The 12,630-nt window shown below is 73.8% G+C and carries 9 protein-coding genes; 7 read left to right on the forward strand and 2 right to left on the reverse strand.

Features of this window, described 5'->3' with window-relative positions; translation table 11 throughout:
* Nucleotides 1-137 precede the first annotated feature (137 nt).
* Entirely contained in the window at nucleotides 138-1,022 is an 885-nt protein-coding gene (gene rsmI, locus ACFYYN_RS21110; RefSeq protein WP_499512282.1) for a 16S rRNA (cytidine(1402)-2'-O)-methyltransferase, read from the reverse strand.
* A gap of 90 nt (nucleotides 1,023-1,112) precedes the next feature.
* Between rsmI and ACFYYN_RS21115 the strand changes: the two genes are divergently transcribed.
* The 5 genes from ACFYYN_RS21115 (at nucleotide 1,113) to ACFYYN_RS21135 (ending at nucleotide 8,520) form a co-directional block, all read left to right on the forward strand.
* Nucleotides 1,113-2,843, forward strand: coding sequence for a dolichyl-phosphate-mannose--protein mannosyltransferase (locus tag ACFYYN_RS21115; protein WP_500547048.1), 1,731 nt, complete (start codon nucleotides 1,113-1,115; stop codon nucleotides 2,841-2,843).
* 91 nt (nucleotides 2,844-2,934) lie between these two features.
* Nucleotides 2,935-5,355 (forward strand): SpoIIE family protein phosphatase, encoded by a 2,421-nt coding sequence (locus ACFYYN_RS21120; protein WP_500547049.1) that lies wholly within the window; start codon nucleotides 2,935-2,937, stop codon nucleotides 5,353-5,355.
* A gap of 166 nt (nucleotides 5,356-5,521) precedes the next feature.
* Nucleotides 5,522-7,141, forward strand: coding sequence for a penicillin-binding transpeptidase domain-containing protein (locus tag ACFYYN_RS21125; protein ID WP_500547050.1), 1,620 nt, complete (start codon nucleotides 5,522-5,524; stop codon nucleotides 7,139-7,141).
* Nucleotides 7,142-7,195: 54 nt separating this feature from the next.
* Nucleotides 7,196-7,681: a YbaK/EbsC family protein gene (locus ACFYYN_RS21130; protein ID WP_500547051.1), complete on the forward strand. Its 486-nt coding sequence runs from the start codon at nucleotides 7,196-7,198 to the stop codon at nucleotides 7,679-7,681.
* On the forward strand, nucleotides 7,678-8,520 hold the full coding sequence (locus tag ACFYYN_RS21135) for an EamA family transporter (RefSeq protein WP_500547052.1): 843 nt from the start codon (nucleotides 7,678-7,680) through the stop codon (nucleotides 8,518-8,520). Before ACFYYN_RS21130 ends, ACFYYN_RS21135 begins: the two co-directional genes overlap by 4 nt.
* 214 nt (nucleotides 8,521-8,734) lie before the next feature.
* Here the strand turns inward: ACFYYN_RS21135 and ACFYYN_RS21140 are convergent, their stop codons facing one another.
* On the reverse strand, nucleotides 8,735-9,514 hold the full coding sequence (locus tag ACFYYN_RS21140) for an SDR family NAD(P)-dependent oxidoreductase (protein ID WP_500547053.1): 780 nt from the start codon (nucleotides 9,512-9,514) through the stop codon (nucleotides 8,735-8,737).
* A gap of 109 nt (nucleotides 9,515-9,623) precedes the next feature.
* Here ACFYYN_RS21140 and ACFYYN_RS21145 point away from each other — a divergent pair, with 109 nt between their 5' ends.
* Both ACFYYN_RS21145 and ACFYYN_RS21150 read left to right on the forward strand, forming a co-directional pair.
* Nucleotides 9,624-11,279 (forward strand): FAD-binding dehydrogenase, encoded by a 1,656-nt coding sequence (locus ACFYYN_RS21145; RefSeq protein WP_500547054.1) that lies wholly within the window; start codon nucleotides 9,624-9,626, stop codon nucleotides 11,277-11,279.
* 101 nt (nucleotides 11,280-11,380) lie between these two features.
* Nucleotides 11,381-12,580: a serine hydrolase domain-containing protein gene (locus ACFYYN_RS21150; RefSeq protein ID WP_500547055.1), complete on the forward strand. Its 1,200-nt coding sequence runs from the start codon at nucleotides 11,381-11,383 to the stop codon at nucleotides 12,578-12,580.
* The last annotated feature ends 50 nt before the right edge of the window (nucleotides 12,581-12,630 follow it).

The raw sequence follows: 12,630 nt of genomic DNA on the forward strand, positions 1-12,630 counted from the left end.
AGCGAACGCCCGGGAAGGCGCCGGCGATAGCGGGGGTGCCCTTTCTTGAGCCAGTTTTGGGGAGTATGTGACACGGGGCCGAGCAGGCGGCCCAGGTTTTTCCCTCTCCTACGATAGGACTTTGCACCGCGCCGCGTTTAGCCGGTTGTGGGCTGGTTCGCGGCGTGCTTCGCGGACACCACGGCGTCGAAGACCTCCCGCTTGGGCAGCCCCGCCTCCGTCGCCACGGCCGCGATCGCCTCCTTGCGCCGCTCCCCCGCCTCCTCACGGACCCGGACCCGGCGCACCAGCTCGGCGGCGTCCAGTTCCTGCGGCCCGGTCTCCGGGGCGCCCTCGACGACGATCGTGATCTCCCCGCGCACCCCCTCGGCGGCCCAGGCCGCCAGTTCCTCCAGGGGACCGCGCCGGACCTCCTCGTAGGTCTTGGTCAGCTCCCGGCAGACGGCGGCCCGGCGCCCGGCGCCGAAGGCCTCGGCCATCGCCGCGAGGGTGTCGGCGAGGCGGTGCGGGGCCTCGAAGTACACCAGGGTGCGCCGCTCCCCCGCGGCCTCGCCCAGCCGGGCCCGCCGCTCGCCGGCCTTGCGGGGCGGGAAGCCCTCGAAGCAGAAGCGGTCCACGGGCAGGCCGCTGAGGGCGAGCGCGGTCAGCACGGCGGACGGTCCGGGGACGGCCGTCACCCGGATGTCGCGCTCGACGGCCGCCGCGACCAGCCGGTAGCCGGGGTCGGAGACCGAGGGCATCCCGGCGTCGGTGACGAGCAGCACCCGGGCGCCCTCCTCCAGCGCCGTGACCAGCTCCGGGGTGCGGGCCGTCTCGTTGCCCTCGAAGTAGGACACGACCCGCGCGGTGGTGGTCACGCCCAGGGACTGGGTGAGCCGGCGCAGCCGCCGGGTGTCCTCGGCGGCGATCACGTCGGCCCCGGCCAGCTCCGCGGAGAGCCGGGGCGGCGCGTCGGCGACGTCACCGATGGGGGTCCCTGCGAGCACGAGTACGCCTGCGGCCGGTCCTGCGGAGCTAGTCACCGCCCCAGTCTCCCATCCGCCGCACACCCGGCCGGGCCCGCCGCGGCACGGCGGCGTACGCCCGGTTGGCCCGGTCCTCAGCACATACACATGCGGCTTCCCTACGATGGCCCGGTGACGAGTGACACCGCGACGCATGCGCACCGGGTCGAGGACGCCCCCAAGGCCGCGGAGGAGCAGAGCCCCTGGCAGCGGCAGCTGCGCCGCTTCGGCTACGTGGACCGCCCGCGCCCCGGGGTGCGCGAGCGCCTGGTCCCGCCGTTCCCCGAGCCGGGGACACGGGCGTGGGCGGCGCTCGGCGTGGGCCCGGCGACGGCGCGCCGGCTGGCCCGCTGGACGGGCTGGGGCGGGCCGCTGCTCGTGGCGTTCTTCGCGGGCCTGCTGCGGTTCTGGAACCTGGGCAGCCCGCACGCGGTGATATTCGACGAGACGTACTACGCGAAGGACGCCTGGTCGCTCCTGCAGTACGGCTACGAGGGCAGCTGGCCGGACAAGGCCAACGACCTGATCCTCGCCACCCCGCCCTCCATCCCGCTCTCCGACGCCCCCTCGTACGTGGTGCACCCGCCGGTCGGCAAGTGGGTGATCGCCTCCGGTGAGTGGATCTTCGGGCTGAACCCCTTCGGCTGGCGCTTCGCGATGGCGGTGCTCGGGACGCTGTCGGTGCTGATGCTCTGCCGGATCGGCCGCCGGCTGTTCCGCTCGACCGCGCTGGGCTGCCTCGCGGGCGGCCTGATGGCGGTCGACGGCCTGCACTTCGTCATGAGCCGCGTCGCCCTGCTCGACCTCGTCGTCATGTTCTTCGTGCTGGCCGCCTTCGGCTGCCTGCTGATCGACCGGGACCGCGCACGGGCCCGGCTCGCCGCCGCCCTGCCCGAGGGCCGCCCGGACGACCGCGTCGCCTCCTTCACGTGGCTGGGCGTCCGCCCGTGGCGGATCGTGGCCGGGATCTGCCTGGGCCTGGCCATCGGCACCAAGTGGAACGGCCTGTACGTGCTGGCGCTGTTCGGCGTCCTCACCGTGCTGTGGGACGCCGGCGCCCGCCGCGTGGCGGGTGCCCGCTACCCCCGGCTGACGGCGTTCTGGCTGGACGGGCTGTGGGCGGGCCTGTCCATGGTCGGCGTCGCCGTCGTCACCTACCTGCTGTCCTGGCTCGGCTGGTTCACCACCGACAAGGGCTACGACCGTGACTGGGCCAAGGGCGACGGCGGCTTCCCCTCCCGGTCCTGGGCGGCGCTGCGCAGCCTGTGGCACTACGAGTCGCAGGTGTACGACTTCCACGTCAACCTGCACTCCCCGCACACCTACCAGTCCAACCCGTGGAGCTGGCTGGTCCTGGGCCGCCCGGTGTCGTACTTCTACGAGTCCCCCAAGCTCGGCGAGGACGGCTGCACCGCGGCCGGCGGCTGCGCCCGCGAGGTGCTCGCGATCGGCACCCCGCTGCTGTGGTGGGCCGGGTGCTTCGCCCTGCTGTACGTCCTGTACCGCTGGATCTTCCGCCGCGACTGGCGCGCGGGCGCGATCGCCTGCGGCATCGCGGCCGGGTACCTCCCGTGGTTCCTCTACCAGGACCGGACGATCTTCCTCTTCTACGCGGTCGTCTTCGTGCCCTTCCTCTGCCTCGCGGTCGCGATGATGCTCGGCGCGATCCTCGGACCCCCCGGCGCGAGCGAACGCCGCCGCATGTGGGGCGCGGTCGGCGCGGGCACGCTGGTGCTGCTGATCGTCTGGAACTTCATCTACTTCTTCCCGCTCTACACCGGGCAGACGATCCCCATGGACGCCTGGCGCGACCGGATGTGGCTGGACACCTGGATCTGACCCGCCCGGCCGCGGGGCCGCTGACCTGCTCGGTGACCGTTTGCAGGGGGACGACCACGGACCTAGCGTGAACCCCGAGGGAATGTCACGTATGTCCGCCCCCGATCGCAACGTGCCCGGTCAGGCGTCGGCGCTCGACAGCGTCGGCGCGGCTCTGGCGGTGGTCGACGCGGAGGGGGTCCTCGTCCGCTGGACCGAGGTCGCGCAGAGGCTGCTGGGCTACGCGGCGGCGGACGTCCTGGGCAGGCCGGCGTCGATGCTGCTGGACGGCCCGGAGGGCGGGTCGCGGGGGTTCACGTGGGAGTGGGCCGGCCCGGTCGCGCTGCGGCACCGCAACGGCGGGCCGCTGGACGTGGACCTGCGGGTGACCGGGTTGCCGGGGGCCTCGGGCACGACGGACTGGCTGGTCTCGACGGCCGGGGTCCCTCCGTCCGTGCTGGAGTCGGCCGCGGAGCTGTGCCCCTTCCCGATGGCGATCTGGGACAGCGACCTGCGCACCGCGTGGCTGAACGACGCCCTGGCCGAGGCGTTCGGCCTCTCCCGGGAGGAGCGCCTGGGCCGGCACCTGGACGAGTCACCGCTCTACTCGAACACCGAGCAGGTCGAGGCCCTGCTGCGCGAGGTCCTGGAGAGCGGCGTCCCGGTGATCGACCGGGAGCTGAGCCAGCTGGACCGGCTGCGGCACCGCGCGTACGCGCTCTCCGTCTTCCGGATCGAGGACGTCCGCCACGGCCGGGCCGGCGTCTGCTCGGTCAACGTGGACGTCACCGAGAGCCGGCGGGCCAGGGACCGCATGACCGTGCTCGGCCGCGCGGCGACCAGCATCGGGACCAACCTGGACGTCCTGCAGACCGCGCAGGACCTTGCCGACCTGCTGGTGCCGCTGCTCGCCGACTACGCGACGATCGACCTCGCGGAATCGGTGCGGCTCGGTGACGCCCCGCTCACCCGGCTCGGCCCGCTGGAGGACGGCAACGTCCCCGTCTTCCACCGGGCGGGGATCGCCTCGGTCCACCACGACTTCCGGGAGTCGCTCTACGCACGCGGCAGCCCCGTCTTCGTCCCCCGGCACTCGCCGTTCATCGAGGTGCTGAGCTCCGGCCGGACGTACATGGAGGCGGAGCTGGACACCGAGCCCGGCACGTGGCTGGAGGAGGACCCGCGGCGACTGGAGCGGGTCCTCGACCTCGGGATGCACAGCCTGCTGATCCTCCCGGTCGTCGCGCGGGACGAGATCCTCGGTGTCGCCGTGCTCGTCCGCAGCGAGAACCCCACGCCGTTCGACGAGAACGACCGGACGCTCGCGGAGGAGCTGGTCAGCCGTGCCGCCCTCAGCCTGGACAACGCCCGCCGCTACACGCGCGAGCACACGATGGCCCTGACGCTGCAGCGCAGCCTGCTCCCCCGCAACCCGAGCGCCGGGTTCTCCCTGGAGACGATCTGGCGCTACCTCCCGGCGGACACGCAGGACGGCGTGGGCGGCGACTGGTTCGACGTGATCCGGCTGTCCGGTGCCCGGGTGGCGCTGGTCGTCGGGGACGTGGTGGGGCACGGGCTCAACGCCGCCGCGGCCATGGGGCGGATCCGCACGGCGGTGAGCACCCTCGCCGGCCTGGACCTGCCCCCCGACCGGCTGCTGTCCGCACTGGACGACCTCGTCGTCCGGCTGGGTTTCGAGGACTCCGACGAGCCCTCGCCCGCCGCCGGCATCCTCGGCGCCACCTGCCTGTACGCGGTCTACGACCCCACCGACGAGCGCCTGACCATCGCCCGGGCCGGGCATCCGCCGCCGGTGATCATCACCCCGGACGGCACCGCGGGCTTCCCGGAGATCCCCGCGGGCGCGCCGCTGGGCGTGGGACTGCGGTCCTTCCCGTCGGTCGACCTGGAACTGCCCGCGGGGAGCGTGATCGCCCTGTACACCGACGGGCTCGTGGAGACCCGGGACGGTGACATCGACGAGGGCCTGGAGCGCCTGCGGACCGCGCTCAGCCGGCCGCCGGGCACGTCGCTGGAGGACCTGTCCGCCGCGGTGGTCGACCTGCTGCCCAAGAGCGGGCAGGACGACGACGTCGCCCTGCTGCTCGCCAAGACCTGCCGGCTGAGCCCCGAGCGGGTGTTCCGCGTGGAGATGCCCGCCGATCCGGCCGCGGTCGGACGGGTGCGGGCCGAGGCGGCCCGGCAGCTGTCCGCCTGGGGGCTGGACCGGCTGCGGGCGGCCGCCGAGCAGATCGTCGGGGAGTTGCTGGCCAACGCCGTCCTGCACGGGGCGGGACCCGTACGGCTGCGGCTCATCCGGCACATGAAGCTGGCCTGCGAGGTCTTCGACGCCGGTCCGGGCCCGCCGCTGCCGCGCCGTCCCGACCCCACCGACGAGGGCGGCCGGGGCATGCTGATCGTCGCGGAGCTGTGCACGCGGTGGGGTGTCCGCAGGACCTCCGAAGGCAAGATCGTCTGGGCGGAACTGGCCCTCACCGACGAGGAACGGCTGCCGCCCGGGCCGGAACGCTGACCCCGCCGCACGATGGCCCCGACCGGCGGACTTTCCCGATCGATGGGAAGCGCGTGCCGAAGCTGTGACCCGGTCGACAGCCTCAGGCCCCTCTCCGTCCCGTAGAGTGCGCTTGCATTGCCTCATTTTTGAACACGTTCAGGGGACCACGGGGAGGGTCGGTGCCATGCGCCGAGGTGTGAAGCTGGGGATCGTCGCCACGCTGACCGCGGGACTGGTGGGGACCGCGGGGTACGGGGCGTACAACATCTACAACGGGCTGGCCGGGGGCGGCGGTTTCGCCACGGAGGCCGCCCCGGCGGAGACCGGTCCGCCGACCGCGGCGGAGGTGAAGAAGACCGCCGCGGACTTCCTGGCCGCGTGGGCCAAGGGGGACACCACCGCGGCGGGGGCCCTCACCAACGACGCGGCGGCGGCGTCCGGGGACCTGTCCGCGTACCGGAAGCAGGCGCACGTCGCCCGCGTACGGCTGACGCCGGGCACGGCCCAGGGGACCGTGGTGCCGTTCAAGGTCGTGGCCTCGCTCTCCTACCAGGGCAAGTCCTCCACGTGGACGTACTCCTCGGCCCTCACCGTCTTCCGCGGCGAGACCACCCACCGCCCCATGGTGGACTGGGAACCCGCGGTGCTGCACCCCAAACTGACGGAAGGTCAGTCGCTGGAGACCGGTGAGGCCGCCTCGCCGCCGGTGGTCGTCGTCGACCGCAACGGCAAGGAACTGGACGCCGACGACTACCCGTCCCTGGCCTCGGTGCTGCCGCAGTTGCGCGAGCGCTACGGGGCCAAGCTCTCCGGAGGCAAGCCGGGCATCGAGACCTGGGTGAACGGCGCCGACGGCCCCGGGCAGACGCTGCACGTGATCACCAAGGGCACGGCCGCGAAGCTCCCCACCACCTTGGACGCGACGCTGCAGAAGGCCGCCGAGCAGGCGGTCAAGCGCAGCAGCCAGTCCTCGGTCGCCGCGGTCAGGACCGGCACGGGCGAGATCCTCGCCTTCGCCAACAACCCGGCGAGCGACAACAACAACGCCTTCAACGCGCAGGTCGCCCCCGGCTCCACCTTCAAGGTCGTGACCGCGACCGCCCTGCTGGAGAAGGGCGTGTCCCCGGGCACCCCGGCGCCGTGCCCGGCGACCGCGAACTTCGACAACGGCAAGATGTTCCACAACGTGGAGAGCTCCTCCGACCCGTCGGCCACCTTCCAGCGGGACTTCGCGATCTCCTGCAACACCGGCTTCATCAAGCTCGCCGGCCACCTCGACGAGTCCTCGGTCCCCTCGGTCGCCCAGCGCTACTACGGCTTCGGCCGGACCTGGAACGTCGGCGTCCCGGCCTGGGACGGCCGCGTCCCCGGCGGCCCGGGCGACGAGATGACGGAGGAGATGATCGGCCAGGGCCAGATACAGATGAGCCCGCTCAACATGGCCTCCGTCGCCGCCACCGTGCAGAACGGGGTGTTCCGCCAGCCCCGGCTGGTGGCCGCCGACCTGATCGAGGGTCCGCTCGCGAAGGCGGGCAGCGCCCTCCCGTCCGGCGTGCGGAGCAACCTCAAGTCGATGATGCGGCTGACCGCGTCGAGCGGCACCGCCGCCGGCGCGATGCGCGGGGTCTACGGCGACGTCGGCGCCAAGACCGGCTCCGCGGAGGTCGGCGGCCAGGAACAGCCCAACGGGTGGTTCCTCGCCTACCGCGGTGACGTCGCCGCCGCCGGGATGGTCCTGGAGGGCGGGCACGGCGGCGACTCCGCCGGGCCGATCGTGGCCTCGGTGCTGAAGGCCGCCTCGTGACCCGCCCGCAAATGGCTTGGCACCCCGGCCCCGCCGAGGGCTAGCGTGCTGGCCATGTCGACATCAGCTGCAGCCCATCCCCGGTTCGCGGAGGCACTCACCACGCTGGGGCTCCAGGTACCCGTGCGCGCCTTCCCGGACGCGACCCGCACCGCGGCGCAGGCCGCCGCCGCGATCGGCTGCGAGCTCGGCCAGATCGTCAAGTCCCTGATCTTCGCGGCGGACGGGGTCCCGGTGCTGGTGCTGATGGACGGCGCGTCCCGGGTCGACGTGGAGCGGGTCCGCGCCGAACTCGGCGCGAACGAGGTGCGCCGGGCCGACGCGGACCTGGTGCGCGAGACCACGGGGTACGCCATCGGCGGCGTACCCCCCTTCGGGCACCGGACCCGCACCACCGTCCTCGCCGACCGGGGGCTGCTGGCGCACGGCACCGTGTGGGCGGCCGCCGGCACCCCGCACACCGTCTTCCCCATGGCCCCGGCCGAACTGGTCGGGCACGCCGGGGCGACCCTCGCCGACGTCCGCGAACGCACCGCGTGACGCCCCTGATAGCGGCGGCCGTCCTGCTCGCGGCGGTCACCCACGCGGCGTGGAACGCCATCGCCCACGGCATCAAGGACCAACTCGTCGCGTTCACCCTCGTCGGGGGCGGCGGAGCGATCTGCGGCGCGGCGACCGCCGGGTTCGCCCCGCTGCCCGCGGGGGACGCCTGGCCCTACCTGATCGTGTCGGTGGGGATCCACATGGCGTACATGTACCTGCTGATGAAGTCCTTCACGCTGGGGGACTTCGGGCAGGTCTACCCCATCGCGCGCGGTGTCGCCCCCATGGTCGTGACGCTGCTGGCGGCGGTCTTCGTGGGCGAGGTGCCGGACGCCCTGCAGACCGCGGGCGTCCTCGTCGCCTCCGCCGGGCTCGGCGGGGCCGCCCTGTGGGGCATGCGCGGCCGCAGCAAGGACTGGCCGGCGGTGGGCGCGGCCGTGGGCACCGGGCTGACCATCGCGGCGTACACCGTGGTCGACGGGGTCGGCGTCCGCGCGTCCGGCACCGCCCTGGGCTACGTCGCCTGGCTCCTGCTCATCCAGGGCGTCCTGCTCGTGTGCTGCGCCCTCGCGGTGCGCCGCGCCGCGCTCCCCGCGCAACTGCGCCCGGTCGCCGCCCGCGGACTGCTCGGCGGGGCGCTGTCCATGTCCGCGTACGGCCTCGTCCTGTGGGCCCAGACGCGGGGCGCCCTCGCGCCGATCGCGGCCCTCCGGGAGACCTCCATCATCGCGGGGGCGGTCATCGGGGCGGTCTTCTTCAAGGAGCGGCTGGGGCGCCCGCGCATCGTCGCGGCGCTCGTGGTCGTGGCCGGGATCGGGCTCATGCTTCACGTGTGACGGGTCTTCGTCTGCGGCGCCGTTGTGGTTGCGGTTGGGTTTATCCCCCGCCCTCCCTCCCGATTGCCCGGCGCGGTCAGTGCGGGTTTCGCACCGTGTGCCTGGGTCGGTGCCGCGCCGGCGGTCACTGACCGCGCCGGGCAATCGGGAGGGCGGCGGGGAAACCGCCCGCCGCAGGCCCAAACGAGCCGCAGACAGACACCGGGCCCGGGCGTCAGTCCAGCGCCGCGCGGAAGGCGGACCCGTTGACGAGGATGCCCCCGTCGACGGGGAGCGTGAGGCCCGTGATCCAGGACGCGTCCTGGGAGGCGAGGAACGCGACGGCCGCCGCGATGTCGTCGGGCTCGCCGACCCGCCCGAGGGGGTAGACCCCGGCGAGGCGGTCGAGGGCCTCCTCGCGCCCCGCCCACGCGGGCGTCCGCACCGTGCCGGGGGCGACGAGGTTGACCCGGACGCCGCGCGGGGCGGCGTGCACGGCCAGCGTGCGGGTCAGCGAGGCGAGGCCCGCCTTGGCGGCGCTGTAGGCGTGGTTGCCGAAGTTCATGTGCCCGTTGACGGAGCCGATGCTGACGATCGCCCCGCGCCCGCCCGCCTGCGCCAGCAGCGGAAGCGCCGCGCGGGCGCAGCGCATGGCCCCGGTGAGGGTGACCTCCAGGTCCTCGTACCACTCCGCGTCGGGCAGGTCCTCGAACCGCGGCGGGTCCACGTGGCAGGCGTAGGCGTTGTTGACGAGCACGTCCAGCCGCCCGAAGCGCTCGGCGGCGTACGTCACGGCGGCGTCCACCGCGGCCTGGTCGACGACGTCGCACGCCACCGCCGCGGCCCGGCCGCCGGTCTCCTTGCCGAGGGCCTCCGCCGTCGCGGCGGCACGCTCCGCGTCCAGGTCGGCCAGCAGGACGTCCGCGCCCTCGGACATCAGGCGCCGGGCGGTCGCCGCGCCGATGCCCTGGGCGCCTCCGGTGACGACGGCGACGTGTCCCTCGAACCTGCGCATGGCGTCATCCCCCGCCGGCGAGCGATGTTGAAAGGCGCTGCCCTCTCGCCTCCTTACTCGCGCGTAGCGTAACGTGCCCCCACACCAAAGGGGAGCGGAAAGGCACACCATGGCGCTGGACGCGGACGTCATCGTCGTCGGAGCGGGGCTGGCCGGTCTGGTCGCGGCGGCCGAGCTGGCCGACGCGGGCCGCAAGGTCCTCCTGCTCGACCAGGAGCCGGAGAGCAACCTCGGCGGCCAGGCGTTCTGGTCCTTCGGCGGGCTGTTCCTCGTCGACTCCCCCGAGCAGCGCCGGATGCGGATCAAGGACAGCCGCGAACTCGCCCTGCAGGACTGGATGGGGACCGCCGGCTTCGACCGTGCGGAGGACCACTGGCCGCGCAAGTGGGCCGAGGCGTACGTGGACTTCGCCGCCGGTGAGAAGCGGTCCTGGCTGCACGCGCAGGGGATACGGTTCTTCCCGGTGGTGGGCTGGGCGGAGCGCGGGGGCTACCTCGCCACCGGGCACGGCAATTCGGTGCCCCGCTTCCACATCACCTGGGGCACCGGGCCGGGCGTCGTGGCGCCGTTCGTCCGCCGGGTGCGGGAGGCGGTCGCCAAAGGGCTGGTCGAGCTGCGTTTCCGGCACCGCGTGACGGCGCTGACGACGACGGGCGACGCGGTGGACGGCGTGGCGGGCGAGGTCCTGGTGGACAGCGACGCCGAGCGCGGCCAGGCGAGTTCGCGGGAGATCCGCGCGGAGTTCCAGCTCAGTGCGCAGGCGGTGGTCGTCACCTCGGGCGGCATCGGCGGCAACCACGACCTGGTGCGCAAGGCCTGGCCGGAGCGCCTGGGCACGCCGCCGCGCAAGCTGCTGTCGGGCGTTCCGGCGCACGTGGACGGCCTGATGCTGGGGATCGCCGAGGCGGCCGGGGCGCACCTGATCAACGGCGACCGGATGTGGCACTACACCGAGGGCATCGAGAACTGGAACCCGATCTGGGCCAGGCACGGCATCCGCATCCTGCCGGGGCCGTCCTCCCTGTGGCTGGACGCGACCGGCAAGCGCCTGCCGGTGCCGCTCTTCCCGGGCTTCGACACGCTGGGGACGCTGGAGCACATCATGCGCTCCGGCCACGAGTACACGTGGTTCGTCCTCACCCAGAAGATCATCGAGAAGGAGTTCGCGCTGTCGGGCTCCGAGCAGAACCCGGACCTGACCGGAAAGAGCGTGCGCGACGTGCTCAAGCGCGCGCTGCCGGGGGCGCCGGGCCCGGTCGAGGCGTTCAAGGAGCACGGCGTCGACTTCGTCGTCGAGGACGACCTGGCGGCGCTGGTGCGCGGCATGAACGCGATCACCAAGGACGACCTGATCGACGAGACCGCGCTGCGCCGCGAGATCGAGGCCCGCGACCGCGAGATCACCAACACCTTCACCAAGGACCTGCAGGTCACCGCGATCCGCGGGGCCCGCAACTACATCGGCGACAAGCTGATCCGCACCGCGGCGCCGCACCGGCTGCTGGACCCGAAAGCGGGCCCGCTGATCGCCGTACGGCTGAACATCCTGACCCGCAAGTCGCTCGGCGGGATGGCGACCGACCTGGACGCGCGGGTGCTGCGCGCCGACGGCGAGCCGCTGCCCGGGCTGTACTCGGCGGGTGAGGCGGCCGGCTTCGGCGGCGGCGGGGTGCACGGCTACCGCTCGCTGGAGGGGACCTTCCTCGGCGGCTGCATCTTCTCCGGCCGTACGGCGGGCCGCGCCGCGGCGAAGGCCACCGCCTGACCGCTTCCCGGGACACCCCCTGGCGCTGCCGCGCCGTGCCGACCCCGGTCCTGACCGGTCGCGGGCGGGAGGCACCATGGGAGGAGCAACAACGGCGGCGCATGGTGGGAGCACGGGCTGTGGTGGACGTCCACGGAGCAGTGACGGAAGGCTTCGAGCCGGTCCGGGAGGCCTTCGTCCGGAACTTCGAGGAGCGGGGCGAGCGCGGCGCGGCCGTGGCGCTGTACCGGGACGGCCGCAAGGTCGTGGACCTGTGGGCGGGCTCCGCCGACGGGGACGGGGACGGAGGCGCGCCCTGGGCGCAGGACACCGCGCAGGTGGTGCGCTCGGCGACGAAGGGCGTGGCCGCGGCGTGCCTGCTCCTGCTGCACCAGCGGGGCCAGCTGGACCTGGACGCGCCCGTCGGCACGTACTGGCCCGAGTTCAAGACCGCCGGCAAGGAGCGGGTCACGTTCCGCGACGCCCTGGCGCACCGGGCCGGTGTGCCGGCGCTGGACACCCCGCTCAGCCCGGGCCAGGCGCAGGACGGCAGCAGCGGACCGCGGGCGCTCGCGGCCCAGGCCCCGTTCTGGGCACCGGGGACGGACCACGGCTACCACGCGCAGACCTACAGCTGGCTGATCGGCGAGCTGGTGCAGCGGGCGAGCGGCGGCCGGTCCATAGGGCGCTACGTGGCGGAGGAGATCGCCCGCCCGCTCGGCCTCGACCTGTGGGTCGGGCTGCCCGCGGGCGAGGAGCGCCGCGTCGGGCGGATCGCCGCCGTGGAGACCCCGCCGCCGCCGGCCGCGGCCGGGCTGCGGGCGCGACCCAAGCGGAACGTGACCGAGGCGTACGAGGACCCGTCGTCGCTGACCCGGCGCGCGTTCGGCGCGATCGACCCGCTGCCGGACGAGAACGACCCCGGGTACCACGCGGCGCAGCTGCCGGCCTCCGGCGGGATCGCCACCGCGCGCTCGCTGGCCCGCTTCTACGCCGCGCTGATCGGGGAGGTCGAGGGCCCGGGGGCGCGGCTCTTCGCCCCGGCGACCCTCACCTCGGCACGCACCCCGGAGTCGGAGGGCCCGGACCGCGTGCTGGTGGTGAACACCCGCTTCGGCCTGGGCTTCATGCTGCACGGCCCGGCCGCCCCGCTCCTGTCCCCCGGCTCCTTCGGCCACCCCGGCCGGGGCGGGTCGCTGGGCTTCGCGGACCCCGGCGAGGGCGTGGCCTTCGGATACGTCACCAACGGCATGCAGAAGAACGTCACCGCCGATCCCCGCGCCCAGGCACTGGTCCGCGCGGTGCGGGAGTGCCTGCGCTGACGCGGACCGGAAAAGTTGCCCGGGCTCCGGGAGCCGCGAACGATGGATGA

This window comes from Streptomyces sp. NPDC001902, from assembly GCF_042891295.1.
In the GTDB taxonomy this organism is placed as follows: domain Bacteria; phylum Actinomycetota; class Actinomycetes; order Streptomycetales; family Streptomycetaceae; genus Actinacidiphila.